The sequence below is a fragment of the Paenibacillus sp. sgz302115 genome (assembly GCF_056120445.1).
In genome coordinates this window covers 117,777-138,308 of record NZ_JBVYOK010000016.1, presented here as the reverse complement: position 1 = coordinate 138,308, position 20,532 = coordinate 117,777, and the positions used below count along the sequence as shown (strand labels likewise).

General features: G+C 52.8%; 13 protein-coding genes and 1 other annotated feature. Of the genes, 5 read left to right on the top strand and 8 right to left on the bottom strand.

Going from position 1 to position 20,532, the window contains the following annotated elements:
• Positions 1-102 precede the first annotated feature (102 nt).
• The 3 genes from AC0LWN_RS24520 to AC0LWN_RS24510 all read left to right on the top strand — a co-directional run bounded on the left by AC0LWN_RS24520 (position 103) and on the right by AC0LWN_RS24510 (position 3,248).
• Positions 103-993: a carbohydrate ABC transporter permease gene (locus AC0LWN_RS24520; RefSeq protein ID WP_019908347.1), complete on the top strand. Its 891-nt coding sequence runs from the start codon at positions 103-105 to the stop codon at positions 991-993.
• Positions 993-1,829, top strand: a complete 837-nt coding sequence (locus AC0LWN_RS24515; protein ID WP_458966325.1) for a carbohydrate ABC transporter permease — start codon at positions 993-995, stop codon at positions 1,827-1,829. Before AC0LWN_RS24520 ends, AC0LWN_RS24515 begins: the two co-directional genes overlap by 1 nt.
• A 108-nt stretch (positions 1,830-1,937) precedes the next feature.
• Positions 1,938-3,248 (top strand): ABC transporter substrate-binding protein, encoded by a 1,311-nt coding sequence (locus AC0LWN_RS24510; protein WP_474669974.1) that lies wholly within the window; start codon positions 1,938-1,940, stop codon positions 3,246-3,248.
• A 53-nt stretch (positions 3,249-3,301) separates the two neighbouring features.
• On the opposite strand, the gene AC0LWN_RS24505 is transcribed toward AC0LWN_RS24510, so the two are convergent.
• From AC0LWN_RS24505 to AC0LWN_RS24485, 5 genes are all read right to left on the bottom strand, one after another.
• On the bottom strand, positions 3,302-4,564 hold the full coding sequence (locus AC0LWN_RS24505) for an Nramp family divalent metal transporter (RefSeq protein WP_474669992.1): 1,263 nt from the start codon (positions 4,562-4,564) through the stop codon (positions 3,302-3,304).
• Between the two features lie 568 nt (positions 4,565-5,132).
• Positions 5,133-5,333, bottom strand: coding sequence for a DUF2933 domain-containing protein (locus tag AC0LWN_RS24500; protein WP_474669972.1), 201 nt, complete (start codon positions 5,331-5,333; stop codon positions 5,133-5,135).
• 121 nt (positions 5,334-5,454) lie between these two features.
• The gene (locus AC0LWN_RS24495) at positions 5,455-7,140 is read right to left on the bottom strand and encodes a glutamine--tRNA ligase/YqeY domain fusion protein (protein WP_474669970.1); all 1,686 of its coding nucleotides are present in this window, start codon (positions 7,138-7,140) and stop codon (positions 5,455-5,457) included.
• Between the two features lie 83 nt (positions 7,141-7,223).
• Positions 7,224-7,488: a binding site (T-box leader), on the bottom strand.
• Positions 7,489-7,546: 58 nt separating this feature from the next.
• Entirely contained in the window at positions 7,547-9,103 is a 1,557-nt protein-coding gene (locus AC0LWN_RS24490; protein WP_474669968.1) for a tetratricopeptide repeat protein, read from the bottom strand.
• Positions 9,104-9,142: 39 nt separating this feature from the next.
• Positions 9,143-10,021, bottom strand: coding sequence for a stalk domain-containing protein (locus AC0LWN_RS24485; RefSeq protein WP_474669966.1), 879 nt, complete (start codon positions 10,019-10,021; stop codon positions 9,143-9,145).
• Positions 10,022-10,175: 154 nt separating this feature from the next.
• On the opposite strand from AC0LWN_RS24485, the gene AC0LWN_RS24480 reads away from it, so the two are divergent.
• A complete protein-coding gene (locus tag AC0LWN_RS24480) occupies positions 10,176-11,375 on the top strand; it encodes an oxalate decarboxylase family bicupin (protein WP_474669964.1) in 1,200 nt (399 codons plus the stop codon).
• Between the two features lie 100 nt (positions 11,376-11,475).
• Here the strand turns inward: AC0LWN_RS24480 and AC0LWN_RS24475 are convergent, their stop codons facing one another.
• A complete protein-coding gene (locus AC0LWN_RS24475; protein ID WP_474669962.1) occupies positions 11,476-12,765 on the bottom strand; it encodes an arsenic transporter in 1,290 nt (429 codons plus the stop codon).
• A 102-nt stretch (positions 12,766-12,867) separates the two neighbouring features.
• Positions 12,868-13,041: a hypothetical protein gene (locus tag AC0LWN_RS24470; RefSeq protein WP_474669960.1), complete on the bottom strand. Its 174-nt coding sequence runs from the start codon at positions 13,039-13,041 to the stop codon at positions 12,868-12,870.
• 207 nt (positions 13,042-13,248) lie between these two features.
• Between AC0LWN_RS24470 and AC0LWN_RS24465 the strand changes: the two genes are divergently transcribed.
• Positions 13,249-14,322 carry an LLM class flavin-dependent oxidoreductase gene (locus AC0LWN_RS24465; RefSeq protein WP_474669958.1) on the top strand — a complete coding sequence of 358 codons (1,074 nt, stop codon included), beginning with the start codon at positions 13,249-13,251 and terminating at the stop codon, positions 14,320-14,322.
• 68 nt (positions 14,323-14,390) lie between these two features.
• Here AC0LWN_RS24465 and AC0LWN_RS24460 read toward each other — a convergent pair whose 3' ends face one another.
• Positions 14,391-20,222: an invasin domain 3-containing protein gene (locus tag AC0LWN_RS24460; protein WP_474669956.1), complete on the bottom strand. Its 5,832-nt coding sequence runs from the start codon at positions 20,220-20,222 to the stop codon at positions 14,391-14,393.
• Positions 20,223-20,532: the final 310 nt, after the last annotated feature.

Sequence of the window (20,532 nt, the reverse complement as noted above, 5' to 3'; positions counted from 1 at the left end):
ATAATCCACTTTTATCATCATCAAATTGAGTGTTGGTGCTTCGCGGGCCTTTCTATAATGAAGGTGTGAACCGCTAGATTAACTATACAAAGGAGACTCCATATGAGAAAAGCTCTGCGCCTGCAAAAAGGCTGGGGACAGCAAATCATTTTCCTCTGGCCCAGTCTGCTCTTCTTCCTGACCATTGTGGTCATTCCCTTCGTTCTCGGCTTTTATTATTCCTCCACCAACTGGAACGGGCTGGATCTGGACAAAGCAGTCTGGACCGGCGCAGCCAACTGGAAACGGATTTTCACAAATGACGATAAGTTCTGGGAATCGCTGGTCTTTACCCTGCGTTTTACCGTGGTATCCGTGATTGCCGCGAATGTCCTGGCACTCCTGCTCGCCTTCCTGCTCATGACGTCGCTTAAGACCAAGAAGGTGCTGCGCACAATTTTCTTCATGCCCAATGTGATCGGCGGAATTCTGCTCGGCTACATCTGGCAGTTTATTTTCACCAAAGGCTTCTCCACCATCGGCGAAATTACCGGGCTTTCCTTCTTTCAGCTTCCTTGGCTGGGTACGCCAAACACCGGATTCTGGGGACTCGTTATCGTGTTCGTATGGCAGACCGCCGGTTATATGATGGTCATTTATATTGCCTCGCTGGCCGGGATTCCGAAGGACCTGATCGAAGCGGCCCAGATCGACGGTGCACGCGCTCCGCAGTTGTTCAAAAGCGTCTATGTTCCGCTGATTATGCCGGCTATCACCATCTGCCTGTTCCTGACAACCTCCAATGCCTTCAAAATGTTCGATCTCAACCTGTCGCTGACCAAAGGCGGACCGGGAACCTCGACCCAGTCGCTGGCCTACAACATTTATTCGGAAGCGCTGGTCAACAACCGGTACGGACTCGGCACTGCTAAAGCGCTGCTCTTCTTCTTCGCCGTCTCGCTGATTACCGTCACACAGGTCTGGCTTACTAAACGAAAAGAGGTGTCGGCATAATGCACAGCAGCAGATACCGGCTTAACAATTTTATTTTGGAAATCGCCGCCATTCTCCTGGCTCTAGTGTTCCTGTCCCCGTTCTACCTTGTGCTGAGCAATTCCGTCAAGGGGCTGAAGGATATTCTTATTGATGCCGCATCCTTCCCGCAGGTATTCCACTGGGATAATTACTCCAAGGTGTGGGATGCGATCAACTTCCCGCAGGCGTTCTGGAACTCCCTGCAAATCACTCTTCTAAGTGTGATCCTAATCGTGCTGTTCAGCTCAATGGCGGCGTATCAGATCGTCAGAAAACCGTCGCGGTTCAATTCCTTTGTGTTCCTGATGCTCGTCTCTGCAATGATCATTCCGTTCCAGTCCCTGATGCTGCAATTGGTCCGGGTCACCAGCTTACTGGAAATACGCGGAGAGCTGTACGGCATTGTGGCCTGCTATCTCGGCTTCGGGATGCCGCTGTCGGTGTTCCTGTTCCACGGCTTTATCAAGACGGTTCCCATAGAGCTGGAGGAGGCGGCCCGGGTCGACGGATCTAGTCCGTACGGGGTTTTCTTCCGCATCGTCTTCCCGCTGCTGATGCCGATCATCGTCACCGTCATTATTCTGAACACGCTGTGGATTTGGAACGATTACCTGCTGCCGGTGCTTGTTATTGGAGGGAACAAGGATCTGACCACATTGCCTGTGGCGGTCACCAAGTTCTTCGGACAGTACACCAAGAAGTGGGACCTTGCCCTGGCAGGCCTGGTCATGGCGATTACGCCGATTCTCTTGTTTTTCCTGTCGCTGCAGCGTTATATTGTTGAAGGTGTCACCGCCGGCTCCATTAAGGGATAAGCCCTTTGCAACAATATCCACTTTTTCGAGCAAAATATTAAGTGTAAGTCCATTGGCATTTGCATTACGATCAAGGTGTAGGAACCACTAGACCAGGGAGGTTATACTATGAAAAGAAAGCTTGCTTTTATTATCGCAATCGTTTGCACACTTATTATCGCAGGTTGCGGCAATAGCGGCAACAATAATTCCGCCGCAGGTGGAAACGCTACCAATTCGCCGGATGCCGGAGCAGCGTCACCCGAAGCTACCACAGCCCCGGCCAAGAATGTAACGATTAAAATGTTCCAGTTCAAGGTTGAAATTGCCGAGCAGCTGAACGCGCTGGCCGAAGAATATGAGAAAGAAACCGGCGTTAAGGTAGAAGTGGAAACCCACGGCGGCGGTGAAGATTACGGTGCGTTGCTTAAGGCCGAGCTCGCTTCTGGCGCTGAACCGGAAATTTTCAATAATGGCGGCTATACTGCCTTGGTTCCTTATATGGATCGTGCTACAGATTTATCCAGTGAGCCTTGGGCGGCTAACCTGCTTCCAACCGCCAAAGCTCCGGCAACGGTAGACGGTAAGCTATACGGCATGCCAATGAACGTTGAAGGCTACGGGCTTATCTATAACAAAGACCTGTTCAAGAAAGCAGGCATTACCGAAGAGCCGAAAACACTTCCACAGCTGAAAGACGCAGTAGCCAAACTGAAGGCCGCAGGCATCACCCCGTTTGAAGCTACCAATGAATGGTGGTCGATGGGAATTCACTTGGTTAACGTAGGTCTGGCTCACCAGCCCGATCCGAAGAAATTCATCGAAGATGTCAAAGCCGGTACAGAAACCATCAAAGGCAATGCCGTATTCAAGCAATGGCTTGACCTGGTAGATGTTATTTTCGACAACGCCCAGGATAATAAAATGACTACCGACTACGCTACTCAGGTTGCTGAATTTGCCTCCGGCAAAGCGGCCATGATGATGCAGGGCAACTGGACGCAAGGCGATATCGACAAAATTGATCCGGCGATGAATCTCGGCCTCCTTCCGCTTCCAATCAACGACCAAGAAGGAACGATTCTCGTAGGTGTGCCTAACAACTATATTGTGAACAGCAAATCCGCGCATCCTGAAGAAGCCAAAGCATTCCTCAACTGGCTGGTAAGCTCGGAAACCGGCAAAAAATATTTGACCAAAGAATTCAAGTTCATCCCGGCTGAAACCAATATTCAAACTGACGCCGCAGATATCGGTCAGGTCGCGGTTGCCGTACAGGAGAAATCCGCTAACGCGCTCGGCTGGAACTGGGATATGTTCCCTGACGGCGTAACTCAGGGCTTCGGCGCTGCGATGCAGGAGTATCTCGGCGGCCAAGTAAACCGTGACCAGCTTCTGGAAAAGCTCGACAAAGCCGTACAGGATATCGTGAAGCAGTAGCTTGATAATAAATAACGGGGCCTTCCTACTCAGGAGGGTCCCGTTATTTGCTTTTAGATGAACAGCTCTGCGACGAGGAACAGATTCAGCGATACGACCAGCGCCGAGATGATCCAGCCCAGAACCGTAGTGATCCGGCGGTTAACCAGCCCGTTCATAATCTTGCGGTTGCTGGTGAAGATCACCAGCGGTATCAGGGCAAAAGCGATCCCGAACGAGAGCACTACCTGACTCATCACCAGTGCGCTTGTAGCATTAATGCCAAAGGCAATGATCGCCAGCGGAGGAATAATTGTAATCGCCCGCCGCAGGTAGAGATTGATTCTTTTATTAATGAAGCCCTGCATGACCACATCACCGGCCATTGTCCCTACCGACGAGCTGGAAAGCCCGGCGATCAGAAGTCCCAGACCGAAGGAAATTGCTGTAACCGGTCCTGCCAGATGACTGAACTGCTGAAAGGCAACATCCAGATCCTCCACCACCAGCCCATTTTTGAAAAACAACGCGGCAGACACCACTACCATCGCCATATTGACCGCACCGGCAATCAGCATCGCAATAAGAATATCAATGAATTCCAGCTTGAAAATCTGCTTCTTCTCCTGATCATCAACCCCGACGACACGGCTCTGTGTCAGCGAGGAATGCAGATAAATCGCATGCGGCATCACAGTTGCCCCGAGTATTCCTGCAGCGAGAAGGATGCTGTCCACACCCTGGAACTGCGGAGTGAAAATTCCGGCAACAACCGCCCCGCCATCCGGCTTCGCCATAATGACCTGGAACGTAAAGGCCAGCACGACCATCATCACCATCGCGGCGATTCCCGCCTCCAGTGTACGGTAGCCGCGCCGCTGCAGCTCCAGAATGGCGAACGAACCGACTGCGGTGATCAGTGCGGCTGGCAGCATCGGAATGCCGAACAATAAATACAAGCCGAGGGCCGCTCCGATAAATTCCGCCAAATCAGTGGCGATAATGACCAGTTCACTCTGAATCCACAAGAAAATGGATACGCCCTTCGGGAATCTCTCCCGCGCCACTTCCGGCAGGTTTTTGCCGGTGGCAATGCCAAGCTTGGCAGACAACGACTGGATAAGCACAGCCATGAGATTTGACGCGAATATAACCCATAACAGCAAATACCCGTACTTCGAGCCTGCTGTAATATTAGTGGCGAAATTCCCCGGGTCCAAATACGCTACGGAAGCGATAAAAGCCGGGCCCAGGAAAGGAAGGAGCCTCTTGAGTCCTTTTACATCCCCATTTAGCACATCTTGTGCTGAAATTCTATTTTTACGGCTGTGAACCATTGGAGTTGCTTCTGCTGCTACAGTTTGCTCCATCATTTCTATCCCTCCTCTTGCCCGGAAAAGTTGTCTATATACACGAAAGTTTCCCTGGTGCAACTTTAATTTAATTTTATTATAATCCGCTTATTGAAAAATGTAAATGGATTTGCGCAAACAAATAATTGGCACTCTGGAACCTAGTGTGGATGCTTGCCATTCACTGGTTATTCCTGGAGCGAGCCGCAATCTGTTGCACTCTCTACAACAGATTGGCTATAAATCAATTAATAAACAGGAACTGTTGTATTTTGTGCAGCAGATTTCCGCCAAAAGCTCATTTTTGAACAGAAATCCCGGAAATCCATTGCACGAAATACAGCAGAATGCAAAACATCCGCAGTGTCATGGGAATTCTATTGCAGAAAATGCAATCACTTATAGGCTTTTGTGGGCTTTCTTATTCATATGAAAAAAAGCCCCACAAAGTGAGGCCTATGTTCAGATGCTTATTTCAAAACAAACGGACGAGCTTCAGGGTCATTCCCCGACGCTCGCCCGATGCTGGTTCGTGCCTAATTCCTTCATGCCGTTAAGAAGTAATGCTGTGAATATCTGCCCGCATTTTTTCATTTTGCGCTTTCAGCTCATTGAGCTCTTGCTGCAGCTCTTCCATCTTCGGCTCCCGCCGCGAATGCCCGCCGTGCCCGTGTCCATGTCCTCCACGCATACCAAACATCATAAAGATCATCATCAGCGGACAGACCAGTGCAATTAACCAGGACCAGTTCATCACTTTGCCTCCTTCAGAATTCAGGGTTCTGAGCTTCATTATAGGAAGGAAATGTGAAGAAAATATGTTGAGCATATGAACTTATAGTATTAGCATTTCAAGTTCATTTCATGAGAAAATTTTATTTCTTGCCCTTCCACGTATCCTTCAGCGGAACGATACGGTTGAACACCAAGCGCTCCCTGCTTGACAACTTATTGTCCGCACAGAAGTAGCCTTTGCGCATAAATTGAAATTTATCCTCAGGCTTGGCGGAAGCTGCAAAAGGCTCCAGCAGGCAATGCTTCATCAGCTTCATGGAATCGGGATTAATATACTCCTCCCAGGTTTCGCCTTCCTCCTTGGGACCGTCATTATCCTTCAGCAGCTCCTCATACAGATACACCTCTGCCGCTATGCCGTGACTGGCAGATACCCAGTGCAGGGTTCCTTTGACCTTCCGTTCGCTAGAGCCGCTGCCGCTTTTTGTCAGAGGGTCGTAGGTGCAGCGCAGCTCGTTGATCTCGCCGGTTGCCGCATCCTTGATCACTTCATTGCACTTAATGATATACGCTCCTTTCAGCCGCACCTCACCGCCTGGGATCAGCCGCCGGAAGCCCGGCGACGGCTCCTCCATGAAATCCTCGCGCTCAATGTAGACAACGCCGGAGAAAGGCACTTCTCTCACACCCAGGTCAGCATTTTCACTATTATTGGCAAGCGTCAGCCATTCTGTAGCTGCCGCTTCATAATTGGTGATGACAACCTTCAGCGGGTTGAGCACCGCCATGATACTTGGCACGCTAGCTTTTAGATCCTGTCTCAAGCTGTGCTCCAGCATGGAGAAATCCACCATCGTCTGGCTTCTGACCATGCCGATCTCCCGGACAAAGCTCCTGATGCTCTCCGGGGTGAAGCCCCGTCTTCGCAGACCGCGCAGTGTGGGCAGCCGCGGATCATCCCAGCCGTCAACGTAATTTCCCGCAACCAGTTCTCTCAGATACCGCTTGCTGGTGACCACTCCCGTCAGATTGACCCGTCCGAATTCTCTCTGCCTAGGTGCTTCCTCTATGTCCAGTTCCTCCATCACCCAATCATACAGCGGCCGATGGTCCTTGAATTCCAGCGAGCATAAAGAATGGGTGATCCCTTCAATGGCATCCTGAATCGGATGGGCGAAATCATACATCGGATAAATGCACCAGGCATCCCCTGTGCGGTAATGCTCCGCATGGATAATTCTGTACAGCACCGGGTCCCGCAGGTTGATGTTCGGGGAGGCCATGTTGATTTTGGCCCGCAGCACCCGGGAACCGGTGGGGTAGGCCCCTTTTCTCATCCCCTCGAATAATTGCAGATTCTCCTCGACGGAGCGCCCGCGGTAAGGACTGTCCTTGCCCGGTTCTGTCAGTGTGCCTCTGTAGGCAGTCACCTCTTCCGGCGATAGATCGCAGACATAGGCTTTGCCTTTGCGGATTAAGGCCAGCGCGCTGTTGTAGATTTGCCCTGAGTAGTCCGAACCGTAATAAATATGCTCCCCCGGACTGCAGCCCAGCCACTCGATGTCCTCGGTGATGGCCTTCACATATTCCATATCCTCTTTGAGCGGATTTGTATCGTCAAAGCGCAGATGGAAGGTGCCGCCATATTTTTGCGCAAACCCGTAATTCGTATGAATGGCGAAGGCGTTGCCGATATGCAGATAACCGTTTGGTTCCGGCGGAAATCTGGTGCAGATCTCCCTGCTGTAGACTCCAGCCTCTATATCTTCCCTGATCAGTTTATCCAAATAATTCTCCGCTGCTGCGGCTTCCGTGCTGTTATTCATGTGTGAACCCTCCTGTGTGTATGTGATGACCGCTATCAAGCTAAACTAATGCAAAAAAGAACCCCACCTCCAAGACTTATGGTCTTGGGGACGAGATTCTCGCGGTACCACCCCAGGTTTATTAATATGTCGCCATATTAATCTCATCAAGTACGGCATTGCCGGTTAGGCAAGGCTTATACTCTAGCTCTGTAACAGGAGCTCCTGTCGCACTATCCCCAGCTTCTGTCTGGTTCCGGGTGCGCCACTCAGAGACTTGGTTCAACATACCGTTCTTTACCCCTTTTCAGCGTCCGGGGCTCTCTGTGAAAGAATGGATATATCTACTCTTCTCGTCATCGCGTTTCTTGTGTGAAGATTACTTTCTTATATTTTCACAAAAAACTGCAGGGATGTAAAGCCCGCATCAGTCTCCACTGAGCGCAGCCAGCAAATCCAGCGCCTCTTCATGCTCCGGCTCAAGCACCAGCGCCCGGCGCGTATACTCCCGCGCTGCCTCCAGATCCTCAAGCTCATAGCTGCAAATCGCCAGGCAGTAGAGCACCGTGACCACAGGCTCGTCCTCCGTCTCCCTCAGCGATTGCGTAAGGTAGTGTTGCGCTTCCTCGTACAGCCCCATTTCGAACAGCAGCAATCCGCTGTCGAGGGCCAGATCATACCGCTGCGGCATCGGATAGAACCCTGCCCACATCCGGTCGATCCCCAGCTTCAAATCGAGAATCTCCTCGTCGGTGGCGTCCTCCAACAGACTGGAGATGCGTTCCGCGCTCTGGATGAACAGTTCGGCATCGTAGCCGCCCAGCCGCCAGAACGCCAGAATTTGCTGTATTCCACTGCTGTCGTAGTTCTGGTCGATCCACAGCTTCATGCTGAAGAAATCATCCGGTCCGAAGCGCTCAATAAATCTGTGGTAGGCCAGGCGGGTCTGTACATGGCGCAGCGGCTCCTCCAGCATATAGATGCAGCCAACGTTCAGGTTCTTGTAATGATGCTCAGTAAATGAGGATAAAGCGCCCTTCTGCTCAAAATGGTACACCATCGCATGGTAGTTCGCTGTGAGCGAAATGCTTCCGTGATGAATCAGCTTCGGCGGCTCGACAAATTCCCAATTCTCCAGCCGGTGGTCGCCCTTGTCGGCGGTCAGCAGCAGGAACCCTGCCCCGGACAGTGCGTTCAGCCGCTCCATGCATCCCAGAGCAGCCGCCGGGAACAGCACATGCGAATCCTCCAGCTTCTCCTGGTAGAAGGCGATAACCTCGCGGTACGGGTACGCTTCCTCTTCGTAGCCAGCCGCCCGGCGGTAGTGATACTCGGGAATCAGATCCCTGAGCACCTCGGAAGTGCCCATTTCTTTCATTTGCTCCGGGTAGCGCAGCGATACCTCGCATTCATAAATTTTGCCTTCATCCACATAGAGCAGCTCCTGCGGAATACTGTCAAAAAAGTAGTTGGCGATCACCATCAGCGGCTGCGCCAGCGTACCCGGTGCAATCACCGTACCGCTCTGCGTCAGGTGCAGCTCTGTATCCGCAACTGCATCGAAACGTGCAAAATCAAGGATGCCGCGCTCCACAAAAGGCTTGAGTCCAGGATGCTGCTGCCAGCCGGTGATATTTTTCCAGGGCAAATCGCTCATTACATAGGTGAACGGGGGCAGCGTAAGCCCCGCGTATTCAATTAATTTGCTCAGCTGATGCAGCACATGGAACGCAAGCCGGCCTACCCCTGCCCCCAGCTCCAGAATGATGACCCGTTCCGTGGTCTGTCCCAGACTTGCACGGTCTTGTAAAAAACCGAAGATCATCTCCGCATAGGCGGTCCCAATCATCGGGTTGCTCGTAATATATTGCGGAACCTGGTCGTTTTTCCAGGCCTGCATGCCCAGCTCTTCATAATATTTCCGCTGCAGCTCCCAAATCGGCGCTTCACTGAAGCGGTAGCGTTCTTGTCCGCCATCTGTCATATGTGTGTACCCTGCTCTCTGATTATCGTTAAAGTATCCTTACTTCTGCTTCGTGCTTACCATCTGCGAGCGGAAAATAACATACTCCGCTTCTGCGGGCACTTCTAAAGAAAATGATGCTCTGCCACCCTTGGCCAGCCGTGCTGCAGGACCTGCAAGACGCTGGCGCGCGCTCTTGCCTTTGTTGTCAACAGCGACGAATTCCAGCTCCACCTTGCCTTTCTCTAATAGGAATGGAGAGGAATTCAGCGTGTCCAAGGTCAGACGGTAGCCTCCATTAGCAACCTGAACCTGCGATAGGTGAGTAGGAAATAACGGGTTATACGTTCCATCTATCGTCTCCGGTGTATACACAAATGGAGCAAGCAGCAGAAACGGCTGCGTCTGCGGCAAGGTCACACCCTGTCTCCCCCAGATTACCCCGCTTACTTTATTAATCCGGTTCGACATGTTCTCCCAGCGGATAGATTTCGAATCCTTCAGAACCGAGCTCATGGGAACAAACAGCACACCATTCTTCAGCTCCGGTGCGACCCCCAGCGACGCTTCAATATTCCCGTTGAATATGGCGTTCATCCGTCCGTCCTTAATTCCGCGCACAGCCTGCCCCATATAAGAGAATGTAAGGCTTCTGTCGGCAGAATCATAAGTTAGCTGTGCTCCGAGCATATCCGAGAATGCCCGAATCGGCATGAGCAATCTCCCTTCTTTCATATAAGGGGCCTGTTTGCCCGGGAACAGCACGTAGCAGTCGTTAAGCAGCAATGGCAGCCGCTGCTCTCCACGATCCCCTGCTGCTGCAAATGCACCCGCGGGCATGAAAAAGCTGCTTCCTGCAATCCATACAATAACCAGCAAACCAACGATTACAGCCCTTATTCTGCTTATGCGGAGGGCTGAATGAGTGAATTTTGCCATTTCCGTATACCTTCTCCTTATAATTTCGGCTTCAAAATTCGCGGGACACTGCCAACTTCTATTCTGGTCATTTACCCGGGTTTGTCAATCATATGCGGCAGAATTTCGCATATATTTCCATGAAGTATTGAGTATCCTGAAAGGAGTCTTTGCCATGACTGCCAGCAAGTCTGATTCCCCCAGTCCACTTCCGGTCCCCCAGCCGATACGAAGCGACGGCACCGGCAATGTGGACCTCGGCCCCCGCGATGTGATGCGGGACCGGGAGAACCCGGATATGTTCGTCCCTCCCGTAACGGATAACGGATTAATTCCCAATCTGAGATTTTCCTTCTCCGACACCCACATGCAGCTAAATCACGGCGGCTGGTCCAGAGAGATTACCGTAAGAGAGCTGCCTGTAGCCACCACACTCGCCGGAGTCAATATGAGCCTCACGCCAGGCGGTGTGCGGGAGCTGCATTGGCATCAGCAGGCCGAGTGGTCCTACATGCTGCTCGGAAGCGCACGGATTACGGCGGTAGACCAGAATGGACGGAACTTCATTGCCGACGTAGGCCCAGGCGATCTGTGGTATTTCCCTCCGGGCATCCCCCACTCCATTCAAGGGCTTGAGGAAGGCTGCGAATTTCTGCTTGTGTTCGACGACGGCAGCTTCTCCGATCTGAACACGCTGTCTATTTCCGACTGGTTCGCCCATACGCCGAAGGAGGTGCTGTCAGCCAATTTCGGTGTGCCGCCTTCCGCGTTTGACTGTATCCCGAAGGATCAGGTCTACATCTACCAGGACCAGGTTCCGGGTTCCTTACAGAGTCAAAAAGTACAGTCCCCCTTCGGTGACACTCCGCTCAGCTTCAAGCATCAGTTATTGGCCCAGCCTCCGTTGAAGACCCCGGGCGGCAGCGTAAGAATTGTCGACTCCTCCAATTTCCCTATCTCCAAGACCATCGCCGCTGCGCTGGTCGAGATTGAACCTGGCGCAATGCGCGAACTGCACTGGCATCCGAACAATGACGAATGGCAGTATTACTTGACCGGCCAAGGCCGCATGACCGTCTTCGGCGGCAACGGAGCGGCCCGAACCTTCAATTACAGAGCCGGGGATGTTGGCTATGTTCCTTTTGCCTTCGGACATTATATCCAGAATACCGGAACTGATACACTGTGGTTCCTGGAAATGTTCAAGAGCGACCGCTTCGCCGACGTCTCGCTGAATCAATGGATGGCACTCACGCCAGAGGCGCTTGTCAGCAGCAACCTAAACGTGGGGCCTGAGCTGATTGACGCGCTGCGCAAGGTAAAATGGCCGGTAGTCACCTACCCCGGATACGGCGGCCCGAAGGGGAAGGATTAGGCGGTGCAGCAGAATAATGCAGATGCATGGCGCGAAACCTATTCATCCAAAAAAAAGAACGGTGCAGGCCAAGCGGCCCGCACCGTTCTTTTTTGTCAGCTTAAGTGAACTTCAGCGTCAAATATAACCCGAGCAATGTAATGAACAACGTTGGTATCGTCAATACAATCCCCGTCTTGAAGTAGGTTCCCCAGGATATCTTCACACCCTTGGAGGATAGAACATGCAGCCATAGCAGGGTAGCCAGCGAGCCGATGGGCGTAATCTTCGGTCCCAGGTCAGAGCCGATAACATTGGCGTAGATGAGCGCCTCCTTGATCAGTCCTGTGGCATGAGCCGTATCAATAGCGAGCGCACCGATCAGCACCGTCGGCAAATTGTTCATCACCGAAGAGATCACAGCCGCCAGGAAGCCCATCCCCATCGTTGCCGCAAACAGTCCATGCCGGGCCGCAGCATTGATCAGTTCAGCCAGTTCATCCGTAAGACCCGCATTTCGCAGTCCATAGACTACGACATACATGCCGATTGAGAAAAACACAATAGCCCACGGCGCTCCTTTGACCACTTCCATCGTCTTGACTGCAGGGCTTTTGCTCGCCAGCAGCAAGAAGCATAGCGCAATGAATCCAGCGACCACTGAGACGGGAATATCCAGAAATTCGCTAACGAAATAACCTGCCAGCAGCAGTGCCAGTACTCCCCACGACACACGGAACATCCGCTCATCCTTCAGCGCCTCTACCGGATTCTTCAAACTCGAGACGTCATAGTGCTTGGGGATGCTTTTGCGGAAGAAAAGGTATAGGACCAGAATACTCGCCCCCAGCGAGAACAGCGTTGGCAGCAACATACGTCCTGCATACTGCATGAAGGTAATGCCGAAGAAATCGACGGAGACGATATTGACCAGATTGCTGACAATCAGCGGCAGCGAAGTAGTATCCGCGATGAATCCGCCGGCGATAATGAACGGGAAAACCTTTTTCTCATCAAAATTCAGCGCCCGCACCATAGCCAGAACAATCGGTGTCAGAATCAGCGCAGCACCGTCATTGGCAAAAAACGCTGCAACAACCGCACCCAGAATAATGACATAAACGAACATCCGCGTTCCGTTGCCCCGGGCCGCCGCTGCCATGTGCAGTGCCGCCCACTCAAAGAAACCGATTTTATCGAGGATCAGCGAGATTAGGATGATGGCTATAAAAGCCAGGGTAGCATTCCACACTATCATTGTAACGTCGAAAACGTCTCTGAAGCTCACCACCCCGGCCGCCAGCGCAAGCGCCGCCCCGCCGCAAGCTGACCAGCCAATTGATAAATTGCGCGGCTGCCAAATGACAAAAAACAAGGTGACAATAAAAATAAGGCAGGCAACAATGACCACCGCTCTACATCCTCCTAAATTCTCATAGAAACCAATGCTATATACTATAACAGCAAACTGTAATAATCAATACGTATTCTGCATGGAAATTCATTAGCATAACTATTCACGATATGAAGTACTATTTCTCTGCATCAGCTCATAGTTTGTATAAGGGGAACGAAGCAGCTTCTTGGAGAGGAGATGCCGTCCGACAGAGCCATCCTTAACAGGAATGGAGGCCCGGACACCCATGAGTACAGACCAGCTCATTGCACTGCTCGTTCTGGTAATCATGATCATTCAACTCGCCGTCAGCAAAAGAAAGCTGTAAAACCCGCACTACTGCATCCGCCTGCCGCTCCGCCTTTTGGGAGTGGCGGGCATTTTTAGGTTCAGCTTCATATATACTATCCATTGTGCAACAAAAAACTTACTTACGAAAGTTGAGAAACATTAAAAAGTATAGTAAGATAAAATCACGAAAAAAGGAGGCGGATTGAAATGGCCGAAATGGAAAACAGTATGGAAATAGGCATCAGCACATTCCTGGAAACTACACCGGACCCGGTTACCGGCGAGGTAATCAGCCACGCAGAAAGACTGCGCGAGGCGGTGGAGGAGATTGTATTAGCCGATCAGGTCGGCTTGGATGTATATGGAATCGGGGAACATCACCGTGCCGATTATGCGGGCAGCGCTCCCGCTGTGGTGCTTGCCGCTGCCGCGGCCATGACGAAGAAGATCAGGCTCACAAGCGCCGTTTCCGTGCTGTCTTCAGATGATCCGGTGCGTGTATATCAGAATTTCGCAACGCTGGACGGGCTGTCGAACGGCCGGGCGGAAATTATGGCAGGCCGGGGTTCATTCATCGAGTCCTTCCCCCTCTTCGGCTACAGTCTCGACGACTATGATGAATTGTTCGAAGAGAAGCTGGAGCTGCTGCTGAAAATCAGGGCCTCGGAAAAAGTAACCTGGCGCGGCGGCCATCGCCCAGCCATTGATAACCTTCCGGTCTATCCACGCGCAGTCCAGGACCCGCTGCCGGTATGGATTGCCAGCGGCGGCAATCCCGAATCCGCAATCCGGGCAGGCATGCTTGGCCTTCCGATTGCCTTCGCCATCATCGGCGGCATGCCGGAGCGCTTCGCGCCGCTAGTCAAGCTCTACAAGGATGCTGCGGCAAAGGCCGGACATAACCCCGACAAGCTGCAGATTGCCACACATTCGCATGGCTTTGTCGGTGAAACCACAGAACAGGCTGCCGCCTTGTTCTACCCTTCCACCCAGGCCCAGATGAACGTCATCGGACGTGAGCGGGGCTGGGGGCAAACCTACAACCGCGCAACCTATGACGATGCGCGCAGCCTGCGCGGCGCCCTCTATGTCGGCGATGCCGAATATGTTGCCGAGAAGATCCTCCTGCTCCGCAAGAACCTCGGCGTTACGCGCTTCTTCCTTCATGTCAACGTCGGAACCATGCCGCACCGCGAAGTTCTGCGTGCCATCGAGCTGCTCGGCACCAAGGTTGCGCCTATTGTGCGCAAGGAGCTGGCAAAGAACGCTGCAACAGAATAACGCCAAAAGGGATGCTCCAGAAGCCAAACGGTTCACATTTGGCCAATGGAGCATCCCTATTTTATTGATTACCCCTCAATTAATCCTGCTTGTTGCAGCATCCGGTACAGCAGCACGGCTGTTTCTGCACGGGTTAATGGCTTCTGCGGACTCAGCTCATTTCCATACCCCTTTATCAGCCCCGCATAAATCGCTGTCCGCAGCGCTTCGCTCGCCCAGCCGCCGATTTGGCCGCTGTCCGCGTAGACGGCTAAATCCACTTTGGCTCCAGCACTGCCCGTTAGCGCACCATTATCGGCCAGCCGCAGCGCCCGTATGACGGTGACAACTGCTTCTTGCCGCGATACCTTCTGGTTCGGTCTGAATGACCCATCCCCAAAGCCATCCATAATCCCGTATGCTTTTACTGCCGCTATAGCGCCGCTATACCAGCTCAAGCCGCCTACATCACGGAACCCGGCTGAATTGTCTTCTTGTGCCAATCCCAGCGCCCTTGCCAGCATTGCCGCTAATTCAGCCCGGGTAATTACCGCTTCAGGCGAAAAGCGGCCTCCTTCTGTTCCCTGTACGATCATTCTATTGCTCATGCTGGAAATTTCCGGCTCAGCCCAATGCTTTTGAATATCTGTTAATTGGGACGCTTTGGATACCACTGCGTAGGTGCTGTTCGTGAGACTGCGAATGACAGCGGCACGACGTCCATCAACCGTAATGAATTTTGTCGGGACCGGCCGTACCCCGGAGCTCTGATCCCATACAATAGCCGTTGATGCCGCTCCGGCATCAGAGGATAAGTAGATAACCCTCTCCACATAATGGCTGAAGCGCGAAATCTCTTTTTTCCCGCCATTACGCGTTACAAGTACATTGAAATGAACCGGATCTGCCACCAGCCCAAAACCATTTGTACGCGCTGCTTCCTGCAAGCCCGCTTCCCGGTTGCCACGCTCAATTACGATCTGGACTTCCGTATCATTCGTCCAAGCGGACTCCTGGTCTGTAATCTCAGCCAGCGGCAGGCGATATTGTCCATGCTGAGTTTTCAAAGTAATGTCAGCCGCCTTCCCAGCCAGGAGTGGGACTGCATTCCCGGGAAGTCTTAGCACCAGTTTGTCTGCCGCATCTTCAATTGAAACCGAGAGATTGGCTTCAGAAGGATTGGACAGTGAATCGAGGACCTGGCGCAGATTATCCATATTCAGCAGAACGTCGATCGTTTTCGCTCCATTTGCATCCGTATAAAGTGTCGCCAGCCCCGTTACTTTCTTATCATTAATCCAAACCACAGGAGCAAACCCCGTAGAAGTCTGGCTTGGAGAGTTTGGAGTAACCGAAGGACTGCTCGGAACAGAACTCGGAACGGGACTCGGAGTTGGAGTTGGAGTCGAAGTTGGACTCGGAACAGGGCTTGGAGCCCGGCTTGGAGCAGAACTGGCCGCTGACCGAATCACGTTGAGCGTATACGTTTTATTGGAACCGTCTTGTGCTTTGACACGGGCTTCGAATGTATTTTGACCCGTTGCAAGATCATACTCCTTGGTTAGCGAATTGCTGTCTACCTGGAGTCCGTTGACATAGACGGCAGAGTACACATCTGCGGGGGTCAGCAGCATTTTCAGCCCATGCACCGCATTGCTGACTTCCAGCGAATTGTTTATTTTTCCCGGATCAAAATCAAACTTCACCGTCCCGCCGAGTCCGATCAGTTGCCAGCCTATCAAGTTCGCATTGCTGCTCAAAGGAACGATGTTCTGGACATCAATCAGGCTGACATTCGCGTTGCCCGCTGTATCTGCCACATAGACTGAATAAATTCCATTCTCCTGTACGGTGAAATGGTCCTTAATTTCCATACCCTGTGTATCAAAATAAGCTATCGAACGGCTTCCTGCCGCCCACTTCATCGAAGAAATGCTGTTGAATTCACCGTACGCAGATGCTGTGACCGTAATATTCACACTGCCAAAGGTCGGAGTGACGGGATCAGCCTGCAGTCCGATAACAGGCGGCTGGTCATACGTAAAAGTAATACTCACAGTCTGATCTAGCGTTATGCCGCTTGCTTCTTCCTTTGCAGAATAGGTTACTTTCTCAGCAGCTACATTGCTGACCACAAATGTGGCAAGCCCCTCCGCATTGGTCCATCCATAAACCTCTTTGGACACAGAGCTTCCATAAACGGCTTTGGCAACAGAGCTTTCATATACGGCTTCCATGACAGAGCTTCCGTCTTGAGCATGAAGCTGTACCCGTTTTCCAGCAAGCGGATGGTCGTATGCGTCTTTAAGCTTCACGAAGATTGTGGCTTGGCTGTTGCCATCTGCCCGCACGACCAGGTCGCTTGCGGTAATTGTTGAGTGGGATGAACTTACATCGCCTGGTACAAGCTGAACCATTACCGCTGAGGCTAGCGCACCGCCATTCACAGTTGCGCTTATCTTCGCGGTCCCTACTGTTGTCGGCGCTGTCAGCGTCGCCGTATAGGTTCCGTTCTGGTTGTCCGTTACAGTGCTTACCGTACCTAATGTCGATGTGATCAGCACCACCGCTCCTCCGGTAGTCAAGGCATTGCCCTGCGCATCCTTCAGCTTCACGGTGATTGCCGTCTGACTCGTTCCGTCGGCTGTCAGCGAAAAATCGTCCGCTGCAATTGTGCCATTCTCCGCTGATGGCTCCCCGGCCACGAACTGCACCGTGGCCTTAGAGGTCAGTTCACTGCCGCCTACTGTAGCACTGACTGTTGCGGTCCCTACCGTTGTCGGCGCAGTTAGTGTCGCCGTGTAGGTTCCGTTATGGTTGTCCGTTACGGTACTAACTGTACCTAACGTTGATGTAACCGCCACCGTCGCTCCTCCGGTGGTAAGCGCATTGCCCTGTGCGTCCTTCAGCCGCACCGTTACTGCCGTCTGACTTGTTCCGTCAGCCGTCAGCGAGCTATTGCCCACTGCTAGCGTGCTGCTCGCACTGGACGGCGCTCCGGCCACGAACTGCACCGTAGCCATTCCGGTTAATGCAGTGCCACCTACACTGGCACTTACTGTCGCGGTCCCTACCGTTGTCGGCGCTGTCAGCGCCGCCGTGTAGGTCCCGTTGTGGTTGTCCGTTACGGCGCTAACCGTACCTAACGTCGATGTAATTGTCACCGTCGCTCCTCCGGTGGTCAGGGCATTGTCCTGTGCATCCTTCAGCTTCACGGTCACTGCCGTCTGACTCGTTCCGTCAGCGGTCAACGAGCTATCGCCCACGGCCAGCGTGCTATTCGCGCTGGAAGGCGCTCCGGCCACGAACTGCACCGTTGCCTTGGAGGTCAGCTCACTGCCACCTATACTGGCACTGACCGTCGCGCTCCCTACCGTTGTCGGCGCTGTCAGCGTCGCCGTGTAGGTCCCGTTATTATTGTCCGTTACGGTGCTAACCGCACCTAACGTCGAGGTAATCGCCACCGTCGCTCCTCCGGTGGTCAAGGCATTGCCGTGCGCATCCTTCAGCCGCACGGTTACTGCCGTCTGACTCGTTCCGTCAGCCGTCAACGAGCTATCGCCCACTGCTAGCGTACTGGTCGCGCTGGATGCTGCGCCGGGCACGAACTGCACCGTGGCCGTTCCCCCCAACGCACTGCCACCTACACTGGCACTGACCGTCGCGCTCCCTACCGTTGTCGGCGCTGTCAGCGCCGCCGTGTAGGTCCCGTTGTGGTTATCCGTTACGGTACTGACCGTACCTAACGTCGAGGTAATCGCCACCGTCGCCCCTCCGGTGGTAATAACATTCCCCTGTGCATCCTTCAGCCGCACGGTTACTGCCGTCTGACTCGTTCCGTCAGCCGTCAAAGAGCTATCCGCCACTGCTAACGCACTGTTCGCACTGGACGGCGCTCCGGCCACGAACTGCACCGTGGCCGTGCCTGGCAACGCAGTGCCGCCTACACTGGCACTGACTGTCGCGGTCCCTACCGTTACCGGCGCTGTCAGCACCGCCGTGTAGGTCCCGTTATGGTTATCCGTTACGGTGCTGACCGTACCTAACGTCGATGTAATCGCCACCGTCGCCCCTCCGGTGGTAATAACATTCCCCTGTGCATCCTTCAGCTTCACGGTCACTGCCGTCTGACTCGTTCCGTCAGCCGTCAAAGAACTATTGCCCACTGCTAGCGTGCTGCTCGCACTGGACGGCGCTCCGGCCACGAACTGCACCGTGGCCTTCCCTGGCAACGCAGTGCCGCCTACACTGGCACTGACCGTTGCGGTCCCTACCGTTACCGGCGCTGTCAGCACCGCCGTGTAGGTCCCGTTATGGTTATCGGTTACGGTGCTTACCGTACCCGAAGTTGTTGTAATCGCCACCGTCGCTCCTCCGGTGGAAATAGCATTCCCCTGTGCATCCTTCAGCTTGACGGTTACTGTCGTCTGACTCGTGCCGTCAGCCGTCAGCGAGCTATTGCCCACCGCTAACGTGCTGTTCGCACTGGACGGCGCTCCGGCCACGAACTGCACCGTGGCCGTGCTTGTTAATGCAGTGCCACCCACTGTGACAACGATCGTCGCACTCCCTGCCGTTGTCGATGCCGTTAGTGTCGTTGTATAGGTCCCGTTATTATTATCGGTTATAGCACCAAGCGTACCCGAAGTTGTTGTAATCGTCACCGTCGCTCCTCCGGTGGTTAAGGCATTGCCTTGCGCATCCTTCAGCTTCACGGTCACTGTCGTCTGACTCGTTCCGTCAGCCGTCAAAGAGCTACTCCCCACTGCTACCGTGCTGCTCGCACTGGACGGTGACCCGACCACGAACTGGACCGTGGCCGTTCCTGGCAACGCAGTGCCGCCGACTGTGGCACTGACTGTTGCGGTCCCTACCGCTGTCGGCGATGTCAGCGTTGCCGTGTAGGTCCCATTGTTCTTATCCGTTACGGCGCTGACCGTACCTGACGTTGATGTAATCGCCACCGTCGCTCCTCCGGTGGTCAAGGCATTGCCCTGCGCATCCTTCAGCTTCACGGTTACTGTCGTCTGACTCGTGCCGTCAGCCGTCAGCGAGCTACTCCCCACTGTTAACGTGCTGTTTGCACTGGATGGTGACCCGGGCACGAATTGGACCGCCGTTGTACCTCCCAACGGAATGCCGTTTAATGTGCCACTTACCGTTGCGGTCCCTGCCGTTGTTGGCGCTGTCAGCGTTGCCGTGTAGGTCCCGTCATAATTATCCGTGACTGAACTAACAGTACCCGCCGTTGTCCTGATCGCAACCATCGCCCCTCCGGTAGTCAGGGCATTGCCCTGGGCATCCCTCAGCGTCACCGTCACTGTCGTCTGACTCGTTCCGTCCGCCACAAGACTGGATGCGCTACTTGATATCCCGCTTAATTCGAAGGCTGTCGAATAATCGGCAATCATGTACGTCCTGAAAGCATAGTCATAATTGGTCGCCGGAGAGTATCCTCTTGTGTACGGGTCACCTCCGCTCATATACCATCCGAAGCCACTCGAGCCTCCGAATTCCGTTGAAACAACCATTCTATACATCGTGTTCTTCTTCAAATAAGGCGATGTTCCTGAGAAATCAACCGACGTCCAGCCTGGGCCGTAAGAAGCTAGTTGCTCTTCAGCGAGCAATGTCGAGAGGTCGCTTTCCTTATAAATTTTCACCTTCATGGCTCCCGGTGAACCGAAGCTCCCCGCAGTGTTCAGATCAATCCTGCTAAGCTTTCCGGCAATCTCCGGAGTAAAGGTCTGATATCTTGCATAATCAGCATTAACCCATGAATTTCCAGTTCCATTTTCCTGCTGTTGATCCAATAACACTGGACCTGCCGCAGACACATATCCTTCAGAAGCCGGACTTAGAGCAACCATGAATATAAGAGTCATAGCAATCCAGCGCTTGAATCGTTTTATAGCATTCATTAAATATCCTCCATCCTTGACTTTCCGATCAATCAAAAGAACGCTTATGTAAGTTCCAGCTTTATCTACCAAATCCGAATTGGGTTACCGATATATGACTTAACTCACGAAAAAAGTGCCTCCCCCAACAATCAACGCCGCAACGAAAAAAATACCAAAATACCATTTTGAAAATTTAAAGCTTAGCCCGGGGCCATCCCACCAAATCTTCACATAGATAACAACTCCAAAAATAAGAGTAACAATAAAAGCATAGAAGGCATTCATCATATTCGTTCACCCAGACCTTCCCGATTCCTTAATTCAGCCA

Excerpts from the sequence above, each read along its gene's own strand:
- AC0LWN_RS24520 (WP_019908347.1), top strand. The coding sequence starts at position 103 with ATGAGAAAAGCTCTGCGCCTGCAAAAAGGCTGGGGACAGCAAATCATT.
- AC0LWN_RS24515 (WP_458966325.1), top strand. The coding sequence starts at position 993 with ATGCACAGCAGCAGATACCGGCTTAACAATTTTATTTTGGAAATCGCC.
- AC0LWN_RS24510 (WP_474669974.1), top strand. The coding sequence starts at position 1,938 with ATGAAAAGAAAGCTTGCTTTTATTATCGCAATCGTTTGCACACTTATT.
- AC0LWN_RS24505 (WP_474669992.1), bottom strand. The coding sequence starts at position 4,564 with ATGGTTCACAGCCGTAAAAATAGAATTTCAGCACAAGATGTGCTAAAT.
- AC0LWN_RS24500 (WP_474669972.1), bottom strand. The coding sequence starts at position 5,333 with ATGAACTGGTCCTGGTTAATTGCACTGGTCTGTCCGCTGATGATGATC.
- AC0LWN_RS24495 (WP_474669970.1), bottom strand. The coding sequence starts at position 7,140 with ATGAATAACAGCACGGAAGCCGCAGCAGCGGAGAATTATTTGGATAAA.
- AC0LWN_RS24490 (WP_474669968.1), bottom strand. The coding sequence starts at position 9,103 with ATGACAGATGGCGGACAAGAACGCTACCGCTTCAGTGAAGCGCCGATT.
- AC0LWN_RS24485 (WP_474669966.1), bottom strand. The coding sequence starts at position 10,021 with ATGGCAAAATTCACTCATTCAGCCCTCCGCATAAGCAGAATAAGGGCT.
- AC0LWN_RS24480 (WP_474669964.1), top strand. The coding sequence starts at position 10,176 with ATGACTGCCAGCAAGTCTGATTCCCCCAGTCCACTTCCGGTCCCCCAG.
- AC0LWN_RS24470 (WP_474669960.1), bottom strand. The coding sequence starts at position 13,041 with ATGATTACCAGAACGAGCAGTGCAATGAGCTGGTCTGTACTCATGGGT.
- AC0LWN_RS24465 (WP_474669958.1), top strand. The coding sequence starts at position 13,249 with ATGGCCGAAATGGAAAACAGTATGGAAATAGGCATCAGCACATTCCTG.
- AC0LWN_RS24460 (WP_474669956.1), bottom strand. The coding sequence starts at position 20,222 with ATGAATGCTATAAAACGATTCAAGCGCTGGATTGCTATGACTCTTATA.